Genomic DNA, 21,240 nt, shown 5'->3' with positions numbered 1-21,240 from the left:
CGCCGGTAAACATGGCCGACGATACCTTCCCGTTCGTGCCTCAGCTCAAGTTGCTCAAACGTAAAAAGCCATTGCTATTTGCTCTTGAACAATCCGCGAAATTGATGCGGCTGTGAGCGCAGATATTGAGGTGCAGCTTCGACTTGAGCGCCAAGGTGCGCGGCGGCGTGCCATGGCCAACGCGGATCGTAGAGTATGCCGCGTGCAAGGCCGATAAGATCTGCATCTCCCGTCGCGACAATGGCTTCGGCGTGATCATAGTTGGTGATCAAACCAACGGCGACCACGGGAATATTGCAAGCTTGCTTAACCGCGCGCGCCAGTGGGACCTGATAACCGGGGCTGGTGGGGATCGATTGACGAGGATCAAGGCCTCCGCTCGACATGTTGATCGCTGCACAACCGCGAGACTCCAGAGCCTTGCAAGGCGTAATGGTACTTTCGATATCCCATCCGCCATCGACCCAATCTGTCCCTGACAAGCGCATGGTAACTGGGCGATCGGCCGGAAACGCCGCGCGCACAGCATCGAAAACCTCAAGTGGAAACCGCATGCGGTTTTCCAGGCTGCCGCCATACTCATCCTCGCGTCGGTTCGAAAGCGGTGACAGGAACTGGTGCAATAAGTAGCCGTGCGCGCCATGGATCTGGATAAAGTCGAGCCCTAGCCGTGCTGCCCGCTTGGCGGCTGCGGCAAAGGCATTGCGGACCTCAATCAGCCGTTCTTTCGACATCTCAACCGGTGCGTCGTCACCTTCAGCAAAGGCAAGCGCCGACGGCGCTTCGGTTCGCCATCCATTCTGCCTGTCCGCGCTGATCTGCTTGCCGCCCAGCCATGGCTTTTCGGTTGAGGCCTTGCGACCGGCATGTGCAAGCTGAATGCCGATAGGCATATCCGACCAGGCGCGCACGCCGTTCAGCACACGCTCCATCGCCTTTTCCGAAGCATCGTCCCAAAGGCCGACATCGCCATAGGTAATACGGCCTTCCGGGACCACTGCGGTTGCTTCGATCGTCAAGAGCGCGGCTCCTGACAAGGCCAATTGACCGAGGTGGATCAAATGCCAATCGCTCATACAGCCGTTTTCGGCCGAATACTGGCACATTGGGGCTATCGTAATCCGATTGCGCAGCGTCATGCCGCCAAGTTCGAGTGGGCGGAAGAGGGCAGGCAGTGTCACAATGCGTCTCCTAAAAATCTGGACAAAGGTGGCGGGCGTTTCCGAAAGGCATGTCGTCGCCAGCGCAGTTTTGCTGCAGAACTCATGGCCGATTTAGAGCGTGCCGACGATCTCTCCAGGCCTTTTTGATGATCGTCCGTATTTTGCTGCTTCACACGAGATCCGCAGGCGGCGTCGAAGCAAATGCAGGATGTGACGGGAATGGACGAGCCAGCCGGTTGCTTCTGGGATAGGACGGCACTATCGCAGGAAGCAAGGCCGTATGCGCAGCGGCTGCTCGCCGGGCCAAGAGGAACGAACAATGACGAAGAACATCGTTTTGACAGTGACGTGCAAGTCGACCAAAGGGGTGGTCGCCGCCATTTCCGGCTATTTGACTAAGAAGGGCTGCAATATCGTTGACTCCTCCCAGTTCGACGACTTGGCCACCGGTAAATTCTTCATGCGTGTTTCCTTCATTTCCGAGGAAGGTGTATCGGAAGAGGAGATCGCAGATGATTTCGCCGCAATCGCGCCACCCTTCGAGATGGACTACCACTTTTATGGCGGCGACCACCGGATGAAAGTTTTGCTGATGGTCTCACGTTTTGGCCACTGCCTGAACGATCTGCTCTATCGCTGGCGCATCGGCGCTTTGCCGATCGATATTGTCGGCGTTGTCTCCAACCATTTCGATTATCAAAAGCAGGTGGTCAATCACGATATTCCTTTCCACCACATCAAGGTGACGAAGGACAACAAGCCGCAAGCGGAAGCTCAACTGCTCGACCTCGTCAAGCAAACCGGCACCGAACTCATCGTCCTGGCGCGTTATATGCAAGTCCTCTCGGACGATCTGTGCAGAGCAATGTCAGGCCGCATCATCAATATCCACCACTCCTTCCTCCCGAGCTTCAAGGGGGCCAATCCCTACAAACAGGCCTACGAGCGAGGTGTTAAGCTGATCGGCGCAACCGCCCATTATGTCACCGCCGATCTTGATGAAGGCCCGATCATCGAGCAGGACACGGTGCGCATTACCCATGCCCAATCGGCGGATGACTATGTTTCGCTGGGGCGCGACGTAGAGGCGCAAGTGCTGGCACGCGCGATCCACGCCCATATCCATCATCGTACCTTCATCAATGGGAACAAGACAATTGTCTTCCCGGCAAGCCCCGGCTCTTACGCGTCCGAACGCATGGGCTGAGGCACGCCGATAAAATTTCTGCTCGTTGTAGTAGGCATCTTCCCATTTTGGCAGACAACGCTAAGTTCGACGCCGTAACTGAGGCGGCCGGCATCTGTGGATGCGGGCCATAAGCGTAATGGAACGGTAAAGATGCGATGCGCCCTTTCGGCGCTCTGACAACGAGGAGGGAGTGATGGCTCAGCCCCGCCATACAGTGGTTTCTGGCGATACGCTGTGGGATATCAGCAAGGCCTATCTTGGGAATGCCAATGAGTGGCCAAGGATCTGGCGCTATAACAACAGACGCGATGTGATCGCTGTTACGGGTAGAGAAATCAAAAATCCCGACCTGATCTATCCCGGTCAAGTCATCCTCATTCCGGTCACTCAGGGCATCGGTGCTCACCGCGCGGTCTCGCCGAACAAGTCCACTGCGCCGCATAGACCGCCTCACCACGAGACGGCACCTGGAAAGCAGCAGGCATCGACACCAAGCCCTCAGCCCATGCGGACGAACGAGCCGCAGACGGCTCCCGCAGACGGTCCGCTCTCGCGGCAACTTCCTCATGTGAAGTCGCCAGTCGTTTTCAAGTACAAACTCGATGACATCAAGTTTCCGCCGATCGCCCAGCCCGGCGTCATCATCGAGATGAAGATGACCGGCAGCGTGCTTCTGTCGACAAAGGAAAATTATCCCGCCATCTATGTGACGCAGAGAGAGGTTGAGGTGGCCGTTACCCAGGCCGCAAACAACAGCTTCAATCAACTCGTTTCAAAAACCAATATGATTTACGAGCCTGGGCAAAATAAGCTGACATTGCGCAGCATGCTGGTCTCGCAAAGCAAGAATCCGAACTTGCCCACCTTTGCGGTGGGAACGCAGGTGGATTCGCATAGCCCGATGCCCAAGCTTCGCTTTGAGATCAAGTTGCCCAAGCTTGAAGGAACGATCGGCAACTTTCTCTATCTGGCAGAGGACGTGGCCTATGTCATCGAATTGACGCCACAGCCGACGGGTCCGCGCGGACCGTCTGCACAACCGGTCCGCAATGAGGGTACCAATTGGCAAAAAGTCATCGGTACGGGCTTGATCGTGGTTGCCGGCGCAATCGTGGTCGGCACCTTGATTGAAGATTTGAGCGGCGTTGGCATCGCCGATGATCCAGCTTCCTTTGCGGCTGCAGGGGCATCCTATGCGCGCGGTATATCCATGCTTCGCGGCTTATCCGGTGCGCGGATGGCTGGAACGGTCCTGCCGCGTGCGGCAATTCCAGCTGCCTTAAGGCTAGAATTGGTCTTCAAGGCAGGAGCGGGCGTGACGCCGGCTCTGGTTCACTGATAGAAGAACGAATGGCGCGATACCGCTATCTCTTTGCCGTATTGCTTTTAATTGCCGGGGGGCTGCTTCTTTATGGCAGGCTCCCGGCCTCGGAAAGCTCCAAAGAAGATGTCTCCGGACTTTTGGCGCAGATTGAAAAGCAAAGCGGCACGTCGATCCTGATTGGTGACCCAGCAGCCATGAAGGTGGGAGGCTCGCAACAGAGTGTCGCGAGCCTTCTTCCAGGTGTGAGTCTGGAACCAGTAAGTCGCGACCACTTGCAGCCGACGCTTGAGGGGATCGCAAAGTCGCTCTCGCTTTATCCAGACCATCTTTTCGCCCGGCTATGCCCGGCGATCATTCTCGCCAGTCACATCAAATTCGATGGCGTCGACGGTGGCGGAACGGACGGGCCTAACTTCATTGTTCTCGTCAGCAACGCGGATTATGATCAGAAAACGAATTTCGATACGGCGCGACTTGGCGTTCATCATGAGTTTTCGTCGATCATCTGGCAGCGCCAACCGACGATCGCCATGCGCTGGGGGCTTTTGATGCCGCCGGGATGGCAGCCCGACCCGACGGCTGCGGCTGCGATTGGTCAATATGGTAAGAGCGATCCAGCGCCAGAGACCGGGATCTTGACGGCCTATGGCGCGACCTCCACCGAAAACGACTTCAACACCTATGCCGAAACGACGGTTTCCGATCCTGAGCGCATGCGCAAGCTTGCGGCGGCAACCCCCATCGTCGCCACCAAGCTATCCCTTCTGATGGAAGCCTATATTGCAACCGATCCGGGATTTCGCGTCATGTTCGAAAAGCTCGGATATAAAACATAAAGCCCGCATCTTCACGCGCCGCGTCTTCGCTTATGGGCGCTGCGCGCCATTGGTCGCAAGATAGATCGAATAGATCGACTGCGTTGCGGCGATGAACAGCCGGTTGCGCCTTGTGCCGCCGAATGTGAGGTTAGCCACCGTTTGGGGCACCTTGATCTTGCCGATCAGAACGCCGTCTGGCGCAAAGCAATGCACACCATCTTGAGCGCTGCACCAAAGATTGCCGCTGACATCGAAACGAAATCCATCGGGAACGCCGCTGTCGATATGGCAGAACACCCGCCCGTTCAGGAGGCTGTCGCCTTCAACATCGAAGACGCGAATATGTCGTGGTGCAGATGGCGCGTGGCTCGCCCCGCTATCGGCGACGTAAAGTTTCGTCTCATCTGGTGAAAAGGCCAGACCGTTCGGCTGCAGAAAATCAGTAGCGACAGCCGTCAACGCACCAGTTCTTGGTTCCAGACGATAAACATTGCGGGTTTCCTGCTCGGGCTCGGCCTTATAACCCTCATAATCCGACATAATGCCGTAGGTGGGATCCGTGAACCAAATCGTATCATCGGAGCGAACAACGACATCGTTGGGCGAATTCAGGCGCTTTCCCTGATAGCTGTCTGCCAGCACGGTGATGCTGCCATCAGCTTCTGTCCGCGTGACGCGCCGTGTTCCGTGTTCGCAGGAAACCAGTCGTCCTTGGCGATCACGCGTATTGCCATTGCTAAAGTTCGACTGCGTGCGAAACACTGAGACACCGCCGTCGGGAACCCAGCGCATAATCCGCTGATTGGGAATGTCGCTCCAAAGCAGCTGCTGGGCGTCTTCGAACCAGACGGGGCCCTCTGCCCAGCGACATGTCGCGCAAAGTTCTTCGAGCCGCGCGCTGCCCACGATAAGGGAGGCAAAGCGCTGGTCATGAATTTCAAAAGGAGAAACGTCCTGCATGGAATGATCCGCAATTAATTGTTTTTAAGGCTGCGTCCGCCGGCAAGGATGATGACGGCGATGATGATGAGGCCAGTCATGACAAGGCGAATGCCTGCGCCAAAGCCATAGGTATTGAGCATTGACACAACGAGAAACATGAAGAGAGAAGCGCCCCAGATGCCCGGCACATTGGAATCTCCGCCTGCAACGGCCGTTCCACCGATGACCACGACGGCAATCGACATCAAAAGATATTCCTGTCCCATGTTCAGGGCAGCGCCGCCGGAAAAGCTGGCGAGCAGATAACCACAGACCGCCGCTAAAACCGCGCAAAGGACATAGGTGGTCAAACGAACGCCATCGACGGGAATGCCAGCCATTCTTGCCGCGTTGATGCTTTGCCCGATCGCGGCAATCCAACGCCCATAGACGCTTTTTTGCAGAAGGATGTAGGCCAGAACGGAAACCACCAGCGCGATGAAGGCAAGGTTCGGCATGCCGAAGGTCGTTGCAGTCGCGAACCCGCCAAGCGCATCCGGTGGCTTGATCCGCAAACCACGATTGGTCCAGATTGCCATCGACAAAACGATAAAGCTCATGGAGAGCGTCGCAATGATGGGTGGGATACGCAATAGCTTGATCAGCCCGTAGTTGCCGATCCCAACCGCAATGCCGATTGCGATCGCGACCAGCAGGCCTGGCAGGATCAGCGAGGCATCGCCATTCATGAATTTGAGCGCGATCGTGCCCGACAGGGTCATTGTGGCTGGTACACAAAGATCGATATTGCCGGGACCAAGCGTGATGACGAACATTTGGCCGATACCCACGAGGATCGAGAAGGCGGCAAAGGTGAGCGCCGCCTGCGTGAGGCCGATCGTACTTGCGCCGCCCGTGAACAAAATTGTGATAGCCCAGACGATCAACGCGGCGAGGAAAGCCCATATCCAGGGCTTGCGGAACAATCGTTGCAGGATCATGCGCGCTTCTGCCTCTTTTCCATACGGTTCAGAAGAAGCCTGAGACCGAGTACGATAATCAGGATTGCTCCTTGCGCCCCGATCTGCCAATCCGGTGAAATCCGCAGGAATGAAAGAAACGAGCCTGCGAGCGTCAGCGTCAATGCGCCGATGACAGCACCGATCGGCGAAACGCGCCCGCCCACGAATTCACCGCCGCCAAGGATCACACCGGCGATCGATAGCAAGGTATAGCGCAGTGCAATGTTGGCATCTGCCGATGTGGTCAGGCCGACAAGCGCAATGCCGGCCAAGATGGCGAAGAAGGCTGCCACGGCATAGGTTGCGGCACGCGCCGCAAGGATCGACCAGCCGGCGCGCTCGACGGAGCGAGCATTGCCGCCCACACCACGCAGGATGACGCCAAAAGATGAGCGCATGATCACGAAATGCGAAACTGTCGCGATGATGACGCTGGCGATGATCGCCATTGGGACGAAAGGAGGCCGTGCCGTCATGATGTCGCGCGCCCATTGCGGAGCCTGGCCACCGGGCGAGGGAAGAAGAAGAATGGCAAAGCCGCTCCAGACGAAGCTCATGCCCAGTGTAACGACGATCGATGGCAGATCGCGAAGATGGATCAAAACCCCCAAACCGGCATAGATCACGATCACGCCGATGAGGATGACTATTCCGAGCAGCGGATTGGACTGGAGGAAGGTCGCCGCGACACAGGCAATGAAGCTCACGAATGAACCCATCGAAAGATCAAGATCATTGACCGTCATGATGAGCATCTGCGCGATGGTTGCGAGCGCGATGGGAACCGCAAGGTTGAAGAGGAGGTTGAGGCCGAGATAGCTCATTGTTCTCGGCTGCAGATAGAACACCCAAAGGAGAAGAATCGTGAGCGAAAGGGCTGGAATAACGAGCCGGATAGTGTCGGAAGAAACGCGTATTTTCATGCCGCGGCTCCCATGAAGGAGGCGGCGAGGATGTTTTTTTCCGTGATTTCATCTCCCACGAGTTCGCGGACGATCACGCCTTCACTGAAAACATAGACACGGTCGCATAAGGTGACCTCGTCCATTTCCGTTGAGTACCAGACAAATGTGCGACCCTTTTCCGCTTCGGACCGAATAATGGCGTAGACCTCTTGCTTGGTGCCGATGTCGACGCCGCGCATTGGATCATCCATCAAAACGGCAGGCGCGGCAGTCGCCAATGCGCGCGCAAACAGCACCTTCTGTTGATTGCCGCCTGAAAGCGAAAGAATGCGGTTCGACATATCTTTCGTTCGGATTTCGATCCGCTCTTTCCAGTTGGCTGACAAAGCTCCTTCTTTTTCATCGCTCACAATCCCGCGACGCGACAGATCACCCAGATTCGCGATGGTGAGGTTCTTCATGATGCTCCAGAGAGGAAAAACCCCATTCAGCGACCTGTCTCCCGCGACAAAGGTGACGTCCGGTCGCGGCTGTTTTAACCAACTGCTGGTCTTCGATAGATAAAGATCCAGCAGAAGCTCGGTCTGGCCGTGGCCGCCAAGACCCGCCAGACCGATCAGTTCGCCGCGAAATGCGTTGAGGGCTAAGCCTTTTCCCTTGCGCGGGGAGGCGGTCAGGACCGGCTTGTCGTCGGCGTTCAGGTTGCGGCGCGAAACCGCATCGCGGCCCCGCACAACACTCCCCATCGCCGCAACAAGGCTGTGATGGTTGAAGTCCTCGGAAGGCTTTTCCGCAACGACCTTACCATCCTTCATGACGATGATCCGGTCCGTAGAGGATAGAATCTCGCTCAGAATATGCGAGATCAACAGGATGGAGCCGCCCTGCGCGACGAATTTGCGGACATAGGTCAGCAATTGAGATGCTAGTTTCGCATCGAGCGAGGAGGTCGGTTCATCGAGGATCACCAGTTTGACGGGGTTAGCCTGCGAAATAGTCGAAAAGGCCGTGGCAATCTCGACCATCTGCCGTTCGGCGATGGACAGATCGCCGACAGTCGCATCTGGAGAAATCGTGTTGCCGGGGAACATTTCGTTCAGCGTGCTTGAGATGATAGCGGCAGCCCGCCTTCTCCAACCCCAGCCTTGAAGCGCGCGATGCATGACCCGCGTGTTTTCGATCACCGTCAGATTGGGGCAGAGCGATAATTCCTGAAAAACACATCTTATGCCGGCTGCGCGAGCAGCGGTAATGCCATAGCGCTCTATGGGCTGGCCACCGCAAAAGATGGAGCCAGAATGTGCCGTCAGCCCGCCATTGATAACGTTGACAATTGTTGATTTTCCGGCGCCATTATGGCCAACGAGGCCGACACTTTCGCCAGGGCGGATGCTCATCGTAACGCCATCCAGGGCTTTGACGGCGCCGAAATGAACCTTGGCGTCAAGGACATCGATGACGGCTGGTGGTGCTGATCCGTGGGGCACGCTTGATCTCCCGCAGGCAAAAAGGCCGCCCGATCCCTATGATCGGGCGGCGTAGGGGCTTGGGAGCCTTCGACTATTTGCTCTCGGCAATGATTTTCTGTGCGTCGGCCTGGGTATACTCGACATTGGCGACACCGCCGGCCGGCGTATTGGCGAGGTTCGCCTCAAGGTTATCCTGGTTGATCTGCAGGAACGGAACGACCAGATCCTTCTTTACCGGCTTGCCATCGAGAATCTGCTGGGCGACCCAAAAGGCGAGCGTAGACACGCCGGGTGCGATCGATACCGACATCGTCTCGTAGTTGTTGGCGTCTTTCTGCTTCTTCCACCAGACCAGCTCGTCCTGGCGATTGCCCATGACGATGGTCGGTATCGGACGCTTGGCAGCTTCAAATGCCTGCGCGGCACCATAACCGTCACCGCCTTGCGTCACGACGGCTGCAATTTCCGGGAGGCTTGGCAGAATACCGGCAACAGCTTTTTGCGCCACGTCCTGAGCCCAGTCGCCATGAACAGAGCCAACGATCTTGAACTGCGGATACTTCTTGACGGCATCGTGAATGCCGGCGGAAATCTCGTCGTCGACGGACACGCCTGCAAGACCACGAATTTCAAGAAGGTTGCCACCCTTCGGCAGCTTCTTCGCAAGATACTCGACCTGGCTTGCGCCCATGCCCTTGAAGTCGACCGCAATGCGCCATGCGCACGGTTCGGTCACGATCCCATCGAATGACACGACCGTAATACCGGCGTCACAGGCTTCCTTGACGGCACCGTTGAGGGCTGTCGGCGAAGCAGCGTCGATGACGATGGCATCATAGCCTTGCAGGATCATGTTCTGGATCTGCGCTGCCTGCTCGGTCGCTTGGTTTTCAGCCGTCGTGAAAGGATCGGCAGCGGCAACTATGCCTGCCTTCACGGCGTCACCGGTAACCTTCTGCCAGCTCGTCAGCATCGCCTGACGCCAGGAGTTGCCCGCATAATTATTGGATAGCGCGATCTTTTTGCCAGACGTGTCGGCAAGGGCCGAAAAAGGCATGGCGGCACAGGCAACGGCGACCGATGCCAGAAGCATGGTTCTAAATTTCACTGTCTCTCTCCCTCTCGACCCCAATATCCCTCTTGGGCGGGTCTATGTTCTCAATGCTGAGATCCTCCTCTCAGCTTTTTCAGGATGTTCCAGACGGGATCATTTGTATAGTAAGAAAACAGCAGCGACGTTGCACTAACCCCTGTAAAAGATGCGGGATCACGCAAGACGCGGCGGTCCATGTCGGCGCTAACTGTGAAGGGAAGGCAGAGCCCGGCAAAGAGGCAAATCCGGCGGGAGGAGGATCACGTGCTCAAGATGGCGCCGTCGGCGCTGCTCGACCATTATCTCGGCATTTCGCGCCTGCTGGCAGGACAGCTGGAGTTCCGCTCCGCAATCCGCGCCGTGGCGGCCGAGATCGCGCACATTATTCCTCACGACCATCTCGACGTCTGCATCATCATGCATGGCGGCAAATACCATACCGCCTATGAAACGGGTATTGAAACTGCCTGGGGAAATGACCCTCCGGCGCTCGTTTCCAATAGTCCCATTCGCTCGCTGTTATGGGGTGAGACCTCTTACCTTCTGACCGATGACGCTTGCGCCGATCCGCGATTTGATTTCGAAGGCGCTTTCTTTCGGCCGATTTTCGAACAGGGGCTTCACAGCCGGATCCATGTGCCGCTGAAGGTACAGGGCGAGATCATCGGCGCCCTAAGCTGCTCCTCGCATCAGGTCGGGCTTTATAGTTTGGACGATGTTGCGAATGGTCAGGCGATCGCCGATTTGCTGGCGCCATACTTCTTTGCGCTCCGCACGGCCGAACAAGCTCAGCAATCGGCAATTGTTGAAGCTGAGGTGCGGGCGCGTGAAGAAGGGCTTCGTCTTGGAGCGCTGAAACTGACGGAGGCGCTGGAGGCAGAACGCCAGCGGATCGGCATGGATTTGCACGACCAGACCCTTGCCGATTTGACTCGCCTATCCCGTCGCTTGGAGCGCCTGACGCATGAGCCGGAATTGAGCGGTGAAGCGCTGGAGCCGCTTGCCCGCAGTCTGCAGCATTGCATGCAGGATCTTCGCCAGATCATCGAAGAGGCAAAGCCCTCCGTCTTGCAGCTATTCGGATTTGCAGAAGCCGTTGAAAACCATCTTGGACGCTCGATCCGAGACAGCGGCGCGACTATTGACGGGACGATTATCGACAAAACGCATGGCGTGATCGATCAATTGGAGCCTTCCGTTTCAGTCGCGTTGTTTCGCATTACGCAGGAAGCCATCAACAACGCGGTCCGTCATGCGCAGGCCGAGACGATCACGGTAAGTCTGTCAGACGCCCCAGACGGGGTTCTCATAGAGGTTGTTGATGACGGCATAGGCATCGATAAAGCGCGTCGACGACATGGCGGGGGTATCAACAACATGAAGACACGCGCAAGGCTGATCTCGGCTCGATTTTCGATTGCCGAAACGACGAGACGCGGAACGCGGATTAGCATCCATCTGCCGCGTGATTTGCATCCACAACCCCATATCACAATCGGCCAAGAGACATGAAAGTCCTGATCGTCGAAGACGACCCTCTCCATCGCTCCTTTCTGCGCGAAACCGTTTCGGCATCGTTGCCGGAATGCGACGTCGTAATCGAAGCAAAGAATGGTGAAGAAGGAGAAAAGCTAGCGCGCGATCATAAATCGGCGCATGTCGTGATGGACCTGCAAATGGCAAGCCGCAACGGCATCGAAGCTGCTCGCACCATCTGGAAGGAAAGACCGGATACGCGTATTCTTTTCTGGTCCAACTACTCGGATGAAGCCTATGTTCGTGGGGTCTCTAGGATCGTGCCGGATGGGGCAGCCTATGGCTATGTGCTAAAATCCGCATCCGAAGAGCGCCTGCGACTTGCGCTGCGCAGCATCTTTATCGAGGCGCAGTGCGTGATTGACCGGGAAGTCCGCGGCATGCAGCAAAAAAGCCTCGGCCAAACCAAGGGTTTCACCGACTCCGAATATGAGATCCTCATCGATATCGCACTTGGATTGACCGATCGCGCCATTGCCCGGCGAAGGCGTCTATCGCTGCGAAGCGTGCAGAACCGTCTGCAGCAGCTTTATGAAAAGCTCGATGTTTATCAAAGTGCTGGTGAAGACAACGAAGATGGACGCTTTAATTTGAGGGCGCGTGCCGTGACGGTGGCCATGCTGCGCAAGCTGTTAAACTACAGCGCTCTCGAGCGCGCCGAAGCCGAGCTTGCGGACTGGCTTGCCTCCCATTGAGCTTGGTTTGGTCCTGAACGTTCGGTTACGTGTGAGGCGATCAGTTTATAGCGTGTGAGTGATACCTATTAGCGCCTTGCCGATGGCGCCGATCACTGGAAATTGGTGTCGCTCATAGCAAACTGCACGTTATCTACTGTGAAATAGACGCCCGATTTTCGACGGACAAGCCGGAGCGGAATTGTTAGTGAAACAGCATGCTTTTCGATCTTCCAAACCACGACACACTTTACCGCGCGCTGCTCGACAGAGATGCACGCTTTGACGGACAAGCTTATGTCTGTGTTGCCTCAACCGGCATCTTTTGCCGATTGACCTGTCCTGCCCGCAAGCCACTGCGAGACAATTGCACCTTTCACGCGACAATCGGAGCATGCATTGAGGCGGGCTTTCGCCCTTGCAAGCGTTGCCATCCACTGCAGGCGGCAGCATCTGCCGATCCCACCATCGATCTTTTGCTGAAGGCACTGGACGCCCGGCCAGACTACCGATGGTCAGAGCAGGATATCGAGGCGCTGGGCTTGGATCTCTCCACCGTGCGACGCAGCTTCAAGCGCCATTTTGGGATGACGTTTTTGGAGATGGCGCGGCAAAGGCGGCTGCGCGAGGGGTTCGAGACGCTGTCGGCTGGCGGACAGGTGATTGCCGCGCAATATGAAGCTGGCTTTGAATCGCCGAGTGCGTTTCGGGCAGCCTTTTCCCGTATTCTCGGTTGCGCGCCGGCGGACCTCAAGAACGATAGTCTCCTGAAGGCAAATTGGGTCGCAACACCTCTCGGCGACATGATCGCAGTGGCGAGCGAGACGCACCTTCATCTTCTGGAATTTGTTGATCGCAAAGCGCTTCCGGCTGAGCTGCGCAAGCTTAGAACCTCAGCCAAAGGCGGCATCGGTGTCGGCGAAAACAAAGTGATCGAACACGCAAAAGCGGAATTGGGATCATTTTTCTCAGGTCGCTTGTCACGGTTTGAAACGCCGCTCTTTCAGGAGGGGAGTTCGTTCGCCCAAGCAGTTTGGTTGGAATTGAGATCAATTAAGCCAGGCACGACTCGAAGTTACGGTGAGATTGCGAGGCGGATCGGCAACGTGTCGGCCGTTCGCGCCGTTGCACGCGCCAATGGCGCCAACCAGATCGCGTTGATGGTGCCGTGCCATCGCGTCATTGGAGCGGATGGTTCCTTGACCGGTTATGGCGGAGGGTTATGGCGAAAGCAGCGTCTCCTTGAGATCGAGCGACAGTATAGATTCTCCGATGAAGGCGGATCAGAGACTGGACTTGTCGCTCAATCAAGCCGCTGATGTGGCTTCATAGTGACGCGATGGTCATCCTCGGTCAGAACTCTAGTTGTTCCCAGTAGAAACGTTTTGCGCTGCGACCAGAGCAGCGCCAAATCGAGGAGCCGAAGCCAGAGCAGTTCATGAGCCGCATGTCGGGTCAAGGAGTGTTTCAGCGGCGGCGAGCGATTTCGGCGGGTTGGACATGACGGTTGCCAGGAGATAAAATCCTTTACCGCCATCAGCCGATCGGCCGCCGATAACGGCGATTGTCGCACCGCCCATATTGGCGCGAGCGCCAGGCACACCTTCTGCGACCATCTTGAACGGGTTGATTCTTTCGAGATCATCCCCGGGCACGAAGCGTGCCCAGAAGGTTTGTCGCTCAAGCTTGACTGTCATTCTTGCGAACGCGCCCGTCCCAATCGACCTCGGCGAGAGCGCATGCCTAACATCAGGGTTGATGCAGCCGAGATGGATATGAAGATGATCTTGGGTTCGATAAACGGCCGCATTGATTGCAAGAGCAGCATCGTCCCAGCGGTCCCTGTTCGCAGGCAGGACAGCTGAGATTTCGCCCCAGGCCATCGCGAAGTAGTTGGGAGCATCCGACTTCAAGAGCCTTGGGTCCTCGACCCCTCTGACGGAAGCAAGCGGCGTAAAGATCGTTCGTCCCTCGCTCGAGGGCTCTCGGAGGATGGCATAGGAATCCAGCGGCGAGGGCGCTTCGACCATTTTGAGGCATGGAAATGCCGCGCCTGTGATCCGGTAACTGATCTCGCAGCTTTTCAAGACAACAGCAAGTGCCGAGCGGCTGCTAAAGGACATGGAGCCGCCAGCGACGAGGAAAAGGGCACATGAAAGATAAAGAACCCGCATCATCAACGCCCGCGCTCTGTCAACCTGATCCGACCTAAGAAAGCCCGCCGTCTTTTGAATGAAGAAGACGGCTAAGACGAGTTTACTCTTTACATGCTTCTAGACAAAAAAGAGGCGCCCGGAAGCGCCTCTAAAACATCAACTCTGTTGCTGTGCATCAAGCAATTGCAACATCATCCTTCCGACGACGCTTCAGATAAAGCGCCATACCGCCGAGTGTAAGAGCTCCGATTCCAGCGCCGGCTTCAGGACCAGGGACAGCGGTAACATTTGCTGTAGCGTGCACCTCGTATCCGGAGCCAGAAGTCCCGTTTGGCAGCTTAACAATCTGGGATGACATAAAGTAAAGGGCGGTATAACCCTTAAATGTTTCCACGCCATTAGCAGCCTTGCTGGTCGGCGAAGCCGTCACGTGGAGCGTCCAGTCATAGACAGTACTCGACACCGAACTCAACCCTGTTTCAGGAAACGAGACCGGGGTGCCTGTATCGGTCCAATGTCCCGAATACGTCCCTACACCGAGCAAAGAGGCCCAGTTCGATCCGAGGCTAGTGAAGAACGTTTTCAGTGAGGTATTATAGACTGTGCTCTGACTAGGAGGGGTAGGGGCGGCAAGCGCTGGCGTGGACAACGCCGTAACAACCGCGACGGCTAAAAATCTTATCTTCATAAATTATTCCTTATAAGGGGATGTTAACGCTTATTTAATACCTGTGAAATTCTTTCTAAGTCGAGATTTACTTACGATCTTTAGTGGATTTGGTAAATGCCGATGCGCGGAAACAACAAAACGCAGCGCCGAGGCGTAATTTCAAAGATTAAACATGTCCCACTAGAAGTATAAAACGGACGTGAGCGTTGACTGGTGAATTCACGAGCAAAAAGCAGTTACCGGTGGTGTCCGACGCGAGAAAAATTCCGGTCTGGTAAATGCAGGCCGCCTTGTTACCGCATCTTCCAATCGGCTGACTCATTTTGTACGAGAATATAAAATCGTTTTTTGGAAGAGTGGAAATACGGCTGGAGATGGAAAGCCTGACGGGACAGCATGTCCTGATGGCTTGGCAAAGTTGAGTGCTGTTATAACAGAGCGTCGAAAACCAGATCCAGGAACATCGCGTCCCTTCCACGCCGGGTTGTAGACGCAGGGCATTCGCACCGACCAGCAGAAACAGGCGATATCAGGCTTATTTCAAACCAATATCCAGCTTCATCGCAAAAGGAATAAAAATTCAGAAAACGAATGGTGGGCGATGAGAGACTCGAACTCCCGACATCCTCGGTGTAAACGAGGCGCTCTACCAACTGAGCTAATCGCCCTCGGACGTGCCGTCCGCTTCGATGGCTGCTGTCTAACTATATCCGTTTCGGATCGCAAGTGGTGTTTTTAAAAAAGAACAAAATTTTTGACCTTTGAAAATGTGCCGGCTGTTGTTTGGCCGGCATGTCGGGCAGAGCAATCATCGGCTGCCGCTTTCAAGAGAGAACTTAAGGTCAGGGGTGCAGGGTTCTTTCAGGTCGTGGGCGTGCGTGGGCAACCTTGTGAACAAGGACCCAGACCTGTCTTCTAGAGGAAGACAGGTCCTTGCAAAAGCATCGCTCGTCTAAAACTAGACGATCAGCCCCTTCATTGGTGCCACTTTTTCTGATCCTGGGAAGACCGCTCCGGCCAGTGGTCCGGCATCCGCTCCAAGAAGATCGACAGCGATGCCTTTGATGACAGAGCGCAGATCTGTCGTTGCAGCCAGGTCGCGTTTGTCTTGGAGCTGATTCTCTTTCAAGCCAGGCCAGTCGGTGATCACGCGTCCGCCGCGCACAGCGCCGCCAGCCAGAAAAGCTGTCGTTCCCGTCCCATGATCCGTTCCTTCTGTCCCATTGATTCGGGCGGTGCGGCCGAACTCTGTTGCGACGAGAACCACGGTATCCTTCCACGCTGGGCCCAATTCCTGTTGGAAGGCCGCGAAGGCATTGTCGAGACCGCCTAGCAATTTGGACAGACGTTCGACTTCCTGCGCATGCGTGTCCCAACCTTCGAAAGCAAGGGCGGCCACACGCGGACCGTCCTCCTGTGCCAAAAGACGAGCGGCCCCTCGCGCCATCTGCTCCATGCCGGAGGGGTCGCCCGGACCGCCTTTTGCCTTCACGTCAAGGCCCGAGGCGATTTTCCCGGTTTCAATACCCTCCTGCAGCAGGTGGGCGAGCATTGGATCGGTTTGTCCGTAAAGATCGGCAAGGCGCGGCGCGAGATCGGGATCTGCTTGACGCAGCACCGAGGGCGACCAGCCGAGCACCGGCGCTTGGCCGCGGATAACCAGCGGCGCGTTGGCACCGACGGCAAGACCGCGCGTGCGCTCGGCCGAACCGGGCGCTATCTTGTCGCCGGCCGGCAGCTTTTCAATCAATCGGTTCAGCCAGCCGCTGTCGACGTGACCGGGTGCGGCAAAGCCGGATTCGAGCACATCCTGGCCGTCGAAATGCGAGCGGTCACGGTACGGCGTGCAGCTTGCGTGAATGACAGCTGCCTGCTTTGCTTGGAAGAGTCTTTGAAAATTCGGCATGGACGGGTGAAGGGCAAAGAAACCGTCGAGCGGCAATGCCGGATTGTCGCCGTCCATCCGCATGGCGATCGACTGCCGCAAGCCGGCATAATCTGGATCGCCAACCGGCGGCACCGCTGTCAGACCGTCAAGCGCACCGCGAAGAATGATGGTGATAAAGCGCGGGTCTCGCGCACCAGCCGCCTTAACGAAGCTCGGCATGAAAGCCCAGGCGAAAAGTGCGCCGGAAGCGCCGAGTACGGCACGACGAGTGGGGGTAAGGTTTTCGCACAACATGATCAACGCCTCTGGAATTCGGGGGAAAGGAATGCGATGGAGAGCCCTTGCTGCTTGGTTTCGGCGCGCGAGACTGCCGTCAGCGTCTCATTGGACAAAAGTGGGCCAAACCGATCGCTGATGAAGCTCCGCGGATCCACATTGCCCTGTACTTGATGGGCAAAAAGATTGGCGGCGTCTATCCGGGTTGCCAACCCTTCGGACGATGCCCAGGCGTCTGTTCCATCGGAAAAGCCATTGGGGCCCGCAGGGTTCCACAAAGGTTGACCGAGAGCGTTGAGCACGGAGACCACCTGCTCGGGCTTGGGCATGATCGAGGTGCTGCGGATGATCGCGCTGACATAGTCGAGCGGCATGCGCATCTTTGTCAGTTGCGGATTCCACGCATCGTCTGAGGCAAGCATTGCTTTATAGACGGCGGAAAGATCGCCCTTGGTCTTGGTATAGGCCGCCGTCATGGCATCGACCAGTGATTGCGGCGGGTTATCTGCAACGAAATGCCGCGCCAGCTTGAAAGATAGATGACGGGCTGTTGCAGGATGGCGCGCTAGATCGGCAAGAGCTTGTCTTCCTTGCTCAAAGCCGCCCTGTCCATAGGTGATGCCCATTACAGTCTGATCGCCCGGCTCGTGCGCATAGCTATTGAAGGAGAACGTGCCCCAGCCATCCGGCTGCTTCTCGTTCCGATAAACGGTCCATCCGGTAATGATCCGCGCCAGCGACGTCACGTCGGCTTGACTATATCCGCCATTCACACCGAGTGTATGTAACTCCATGATTTCGCGGGCCAGGTTTTCGTTCAGGCCGCGTTTGCCGTTTTTGTTGGCTTGCGAATTCGGTCCGATCGACTGCTGGTTGTCGAGGAAGACAAGCATTGCAGGATGGGTCTCCACCGCATCGAGCATATCCTCGAAACGGCCGAAGACATGAGGGCGAATGGCCTCTCTTTCGAAAGCACCGGCCAGGATATGAACATCGCCTCCCTTGCTGATAGCAATGGAGAAATGGTTCGCCCAGAACATCGCAAGCCGCTCCCCAAAGCCGATCATCGGCTGATGGATCGTGCCGTTAAAACGGGCATTGGCTTCCGCCAGGAGAATTTCCTGGGGGAAATAGCGGCGTTTTGAGGCCGGGGTGTCCTGCTTTTTATCGTTGGAACCGCCCTGCATTTGGCCCGTTTGCATGGGCTGCATTCCCATTTGGTTGGTGGGCTGGTTGTCCTTGGGCGGTTGTGGATGTTGGGCGTCTTGTCCCGGGGTAGCTTGAGTGCCGGCTGTTGCCGCTGGTTGTCCAGCATTGCCCGGCGCTGCCATCATCGTCTTGTCCGCTCCCATGACAGCGCCTGCAGTTGCCGACACCTGAGTGGGTGCGGGCCGCTCCCGCTCTGCTTTCACCTCCTGCTGATATTCTCGCAACGCGATCAGCAGGCTTGGAGTCGAATGAAGGGAAGGGCCGGCGGGAACTGGAACTGCCTTTTCAGCAATCTCTTCCCGCAGGTAGTCGCGTGGATCGTCTTTGATAGCCGCGAGGCTATCTTGCTTTGCGCCGAGGCCAAATCGCCAGAGCGCCAGTGCTGCATCGATGTCTTTGCTGTTTGCCATTGCCGATACGAACTCCGTTTCGCAATCGGCTGTTCAACGGTGGCGGCGGAGAATTCCGTCGCTTACCGATTGTGATCATTTCGTGGCAGGCTTTGGAACCTCGCGCTCGATTAGGCCTTCTGCAAGGCGCCGCCGCTCGTCGACCGACAGGCCAGCAACATAATCGACCGCTTTTGCCTCCGTCGCCGCTCTCACTGCATATTCTGCGTCTCTCGCTTTTTTCAGCGCATCGGCGAGCGCTTGCTTGTCGAGGTTGGGTTCACCCATCAAAGCGGCAGCCTCGAGCCTTGACTGCCGCGCGTCCTGTGCCGTCGACCTAACATCGCGGCGCGCATCCGAAAGCGCTTTTTGAAAGTCACCGCGTTCTTTGCCCGGCAGTTGCTCACCAGCAAGAGGCAGACGCTGGACGGCGGGTGCCGGTTCAGTTTTAAGGTAAACGAGGCCAGCGCCGATCATCGCGCAGATGAGGAATGTGTTTGACGCCAATAGACCCAGCATCAGCCTCTTATAATTCTGATCGTTCATTGGGCCTCCTGCATGAGCTCACTTTCGGTGGGCACCTTGCCGAAAGCAGTGATCGTGTCGCTCCCGTAGAGCTGAGGTGCCGGAGCGATTGTCGTGACTGCAATCGCCCCTGTCAGACCTCCGGCAAGGCCAACGCCCACCAAGCCTGCGCTGATTAAAAGACGCCGCAGACGAAGGCGGCGCTTTTCCAGCCGAGTCCCGGCTGAAAGAATAGATCCGATCAGCGCCGCTGAAGGTCGGGGCACCTCATAAAGATCGAGTGCTTTGTCGAGTCGCTCCGCGTCGCCAAGACTACGATCTTGGTGATGGGTCTCAAAGTGGTCTTGCGCCTTGCGGCGGATGTCCTCCGGCCAGCGTTGAAGGTCGCCGCCGTACGTCGCCGCCATTCGCCTGAAGAATTCCTCGTTCATCTGCTCGCTCTCAGCTCTCACGATTGCAGTTCCCTTAGGATCGATTGAAGAGCACGCCGACCGCGCGATAGAAGACTTTCAAGGGCGTCGACGCTTACTTGCATCACCTCAGCGGCCTCTTTGTTGGACATTTCCTGGTAGTAAACAAGTACGATGGCTTCCCGTTGGCGCGGAGCGATCGATTGTAGAGCAGTTTTCACCATCGCCTCCGTAATCGTATCATCGAGCAAGGCCGCACCCGGTAACGGTCCCTCATCAACAATATCGGGCGGCTCTGCCATGAGCTGCTCTCGCCTTTTGCGAAGTCGGTCGTAACAGAGATTGAGCGCCACGCGGTGAGCCCAAGTATCGAAACGTGCACCACGCTGTCGCCAGCTTCCGGCATGCCGCCAAATTCGCAGGAATGTTTCTTGCGCAACGTCTTCGGCTTCGGCTTTATCGCCCAGCATGCGCGTGGCGAGCGCCAAAAAGCGCGGCAACTTTTGCTCGACCATCATTCGCATGGCCGTTGGGTCGCCAGCTGCAACGCCTCTTACAAGTGTTTCGTCAGGGTCATTGCTCATGTCAGCGGCCGCAACAACAATGCCTTTCAGCCCACCGTGAACGTTGCCGCCGGCAGGCTTTTCCCATTCCGGATAAACAGCGGTTGCAAATCAGCGAAAGCTTTTCTCCTTCAGCAGAACAAACCTAAAGGCAGGCGTGCGTCGTCATTTTGCATCTTATACGGATGGACGAGAGATATCCGTCGCGGCCCAAGGAAAAAAATCAACGACGAAAACGACCGCCGCTATGCGGCGGTCGCTGATGAAAGAGGATCTAATGCGCGGCAACAGCCGCGCGGGCGGCAAGGATGGATTTGCAGGCATTTGCCGCTTCTTTTCCCTTGATCACGAAGTGATCGCGGAAAAAGTTGATATGGGCATCCGTCTCTTGAAAATGATGCGGCGTCAAAACGGCGGAAAGGATCGGGATGCTTGTATCGAGCTGAACCCGCATGATCCCCTCGAGCACCGTACCGGCGACGAAATCGTGGCGATAAATGCCGCCATCGACGACGAAGGCGCATCCCAAGATGGCGCTGTAGCGGCCGCTTTTTGCCAATAGCTGTGCATGAAGTGGGATTTCAAGTGCGCCTGGCACGTCGATGAGATCGATATCGGCCTCAGAACCGCCAAGTGCTGTCCATTCTGTCACAAAGGACGACGTGCATTGGTCGACAATGTCGGAGTGCCAACGCGCACGAATGACCGCTATGCGGTTTGCGGTAGGTTTGGTGGCGATAGTCATAGTCTTTGCCTTTCAAGGGTTACGCCGGATGTCCGGCTTCTCATGCCTGCCTTTTCAGCAGGCGCGAAAATTCCCTTGGGCGAACAAGCGCCGAACGCCCCCAGCCGAGGGCGTTTTTGTCTTGCTCTCTTTCATCCGGACTTTAACCGTCGGCTCCGGCATCTCACCGGATCTGCTGACCCTCTGGCTTTCACCTGAGGCGCTCGCGGGCTCCGGGATTTCTCCCGATACCGCCGGTGGGGAGTTTCACCCCGCCCTGAGAACGCCGTCAGATAAGTACAGTTTTGCCTGGATG

General features: G+C 56.6%; 20 protein-coding genes, 1 tRNA gene and 1 riboswitch. Of the genes, 6 read left to right on the top strand and 15 right to left on the bottom strand.

The genetic code is table 11. The features are described 5' to 3' along the window. Window positions 1-74: 74 nt before the first annotated feature. Window positions 75-1,181, bottom strand: coding sequence for an NADH:flavin oxidoreductase/NADH oxidase (locus VQ830_RS20925; RefSeq protein WP_337270088.1), 1,107 nt, complete (start codon window positions 1,179-1,181; stop codon window positions 75-77). A gap of 301 nt (window positions 1,182-1,482) precedes the next feature. Here VQ830_RS20925 and purU point away from each other — a divergent pair, with 301 nt between their 5' ends. The 3 genes from purU to VQ830_RS20910 all read left to right on the top strand — a co-directional run bounded on the left by purU (window position 1,483) and on the right by VQ830_RS20910 (window position 4,512). Further along, window positions 1,483-2,370 carry a formyltetrahydrofolate deformylase gene (gene purU / locus VQ830_RS20920; protein WP_337270087.1) on the top strand — a complete coding sequence of 296 codons (888 nt, stop codon included), beginning with the start codon at window positions 1,483-1,485 and terminating at the stop codon, window positions 2,368-2,370. 175 nt (window positions 2,371-2,545) lie between these two features. Beyond that, the gene (locus tag VQ830_RS20915; protein ID WP_337270086.1) at window positions 2,546-3,691 is read left to right on the top strand and encodes a LysM peptidoglycan-binding domain-containing protein; all 1,146 of its coding nucleotides are present in this window, start codon (window positions 2,546-2,548) and stop codon (window positions 3,689-3,691) included. A gap of 11 nt (window positions 3,692-3,702) precedes the next feature. Continuing rightward, the gene (locus VQ830_RS20910) at window positions 3,703-4,512 is read left to right on the top strand and encodes a hypothetical protein (RefSeq protein ID WP_337270085.1); all 810 of its coding nucleotides are present in this window, start codon (window positions 3,703-3,705) and stop codon (window positions 4,510-4,512) included. 30 nt (window positions 4,513-4,542) lie between these two features. On the opposite strand, the gene VQ830_RS20905 is transcribed toward VQ830_RS20910, so the two are convergent. From VQ830_RS20905 to VQ830_RS20885, 5 genes are all read right to left on the bottom strand, one after another. Continuing rightward, window positions 4,543-5,454, bottom strand: a complete 912-nt coding sequence (locus VQ830_RS20905) for an SMP-30/gluconolactonase/LRE family protein (RefSeq protein ID WP_337270084.1) — start codon at window positions 5,452-5,454, stop codon at window positions 4,543-4,545. Window positions 5,455-5,468: 14 nt separating this feature from the next. Beyond that, the gene (locus VQ830_RS20900; RefSeq protein ID WP_337270083.1) at window positions 5,469-6,416 is read right to left on the bottom strand and encodes an ABC transporter permease; all 948 of its coding nucleotides are present in this window, start codon (window positions 6,414-6,416) and stop codon (window positions 5,469-5,471) included. Then, a complete protein-coding gene (locus tag VQ830_RS20895) occupies window positions 6,413-7,360 on the bottom strand; it encodes an ABC transporter permease (protein WP_337270082.1) in 948 nt (315 codons plus the stop codon). The genes VQ830_RS20900 and VQ830_RS20895 overlap by 4 nt, the downstream gene beginning before the upstream one ends. After that, window positions 7,357-8,829, bottom strand: coding sequence for an ATP-binding cassette domain-containing protein (locus VQ830_RS20890; protein ID WP_337270081.1), 1,473 nt, complete (start codon window positions 8,827-8,829; stop codon window positions 7,357-7,359). The genes VQ830_RS20895 and VQ830_RS20890 overlap by 4 nt, the downstream gene beginning before the upstream one ends. 73 nt (window positions 8,830-8,902) lie before the next feature. Then, entirely contained in the window at window positions 8,903-9,919 is a 1,017-nt protein-coding gene (locus VQ830_RS20885; RefSeq protein WP_337270080.1) for an ABC transporter substrate-binding protein, read from the bottom strand. A gap of 249 nt (window positions 9,920-10,168) precedes the next feature. Here VQ830_RS20885 and VQ830_RS20880 point away from each other — a divergent pair, with 249 nt between their 5' ends. The 3 genes from VQ830_RS20880 to VQ830_RS20870 all read left to right on the top strand — a co-directional run bounded on the left by VQ830_RS20880 (window position 10,169) and on the right by VQ830_RS20870 (window position 13,433). Next, window positions 10,169-11,416 (top strand): GAF domain-containing sensor histidine kinase, encoded by a 1,248-nt coding sequence (locus VQ830_RS20880; protein WP_337270079.1) that lies wholly within the window; start codon window positions 10,169-10,171, stop codon window positions 11,414-11,416. Further along, window positions 11,413-12,135 (top strand): response regulator, encoded by a 723-nt coding sequence (locus VQ830_RS20875; protein WP_337270078.1) that lies wholly within the window; start codon window positions 11,413-11,415, stop codon window positions 12,133-12,135. The genes VQ830_RS20880 and VQ830_RS20875 overlap by 4 nt, the downstream gene beginning before the upstream one ends. 197 nt (window positions 12,136-12,332) lie before the next feature. Next, the gene (locus tag VQ830_RS20870; RefSeq protein WP_337270077.1) at window positions 12,333-13,433 is read left to right on the top strand and encodes a bifunctional transcriptional activator/DNA repair enzyme AdaA; all 1,101 of its coding nucleotides are present in this window, start codon (window positions 12,333-12,335) and stop codon (window positions 13,431-13,433) included. A 117-nt stretch (window positions 13,434-13,550) separates the two neighbouring features. On the opposite strand, the gene VQ830_RS20865 is transcribed toward VQ830_RS20870, so the two are convergent. From VQ830_RS20865 to VQ830_RS20825, 9 genes are all read right to left on the bottom strand, one after another. After that, entirely contained in the window at window positions 13,551-14,237 is a 687-nt protein-coding gene (locus VQ830_RS20865) for a CDP-diacylglycerol diphosphatase (RefSeq protein WP_337270076.1), read from the bottom strand. 208 nt (window positions 14,238-14,445) lie between these two features. Continuing rightward, window positions 14,446-14,733, bottom strand: a complete 288-nt coding sequence (locus VQ830_RS20860) for a hypothetical protein (RefSeq protein WP_337270075.1) — start codon at window positions 14,731-14,733, stop codon at window positions 14,446-14,448. Between the two features lie 799 nt (window positions 14,734-15,532). After that, window positions 15,533-15,608 (bottom strand) — tRNA-Val (locus VQ830_RS20855). A gap of 290 nt (window positions 15,609-15,898) precedes the next feature. Next, window positions 15,899-17,122: a DUF1501 domain-containing protein gene (locus tag VQ830_RS20850; RefSeq protein WP_337270074.1), complete on the bottom strand. Its 1,224-nt coding sequence runs from the start codon at window positions 17,120-17,122 to the stop codon at window positions 15,899-15,901. Between the two features lie 2 nt (window positions 17,123-17,124). Further along, a complete protein-coding gene (locus VQ830_RS20845; protein ID WP_337270073.1) occupies window positions 17,125-18,723 on the bottom strand; it encodes a DUF1800 domain-containing protein in 1,599 nt (532 codons plus the stop codon). Between the two features lie 75 nt (window positions 18,724-18,798). Next, a complete protein-coding gene (locus VQ830_RS20840; RefSeq protein WP_337270072.1) occupies window positions 18,799-19,248 on the bottom strand; it encodes a periplasmic heavy metal sensor in 450 nt (149 codons plus the stop codon). After that, window positions 19,245-19,679, bottom strand: a complete 435-nt coding sequence (locus VQ830_RS20835) for a hypothetical protein (RefSeq protein WP_337270071.1) — start codon at window positions 19,677-19,679, stop codon at window positions 19,245-19,247. The genes VQ830_RS20840 and VQ830_RS20835 overlap by 4 nt, the downstream gene beginning before the upstream one ends. Further along, window positions 19,676-20,221, bottom strand: coding sequence for an RNA polymerase sigma factor (locus VQ830_RS20830; RefSeq protein WP_337270070.1), 546 nt, complete (start codon window positions 20,219-20,221; stop codon window positions 19,676-19,678). The genes VQ830_RS20835 and VQ830_RS20830 overlap by 4 nt, the downstream gene beginning before the upstream one ends. Before the next feature lie 253 nt (window positions 20,222-20,474). Then, window positions 20,475-20,945, bottom strand: a complete 471-nt coding sequence (locus VQ830_RS20825; RefSeq protein WP_337270069.1) for a 6,7-dimethyl-8-ribityllumazine synthase — start codon at window positions 20,943-20,945, stop codon at window positions 20,475-20,477. 119 nt (window positions 20,946-21,064) lie between these two features. Beyond that, a riboswitch (FMN riboswitch) is annotated at window positions 21,065-21,213 on the bottom strand. Between the last annotated feature and the right edge of the window lie 27 nt (window positions 21,214-21,240).

The sequence above is a fragment of the Oryzifoliimicrobium ureilyticum genome (assembly GCF_037199735.1).
Classification (GTDB): domain Bacteria; phylum Pseudomonadota; class Alphaproteobacteria; order Rhizobiales; family Rhizobiaceae; genus Rhizobium; species Rhizobium ureilyticus.
This window is presented reverse-complemented; position numbering and strand designations above follow the sequence as displayed.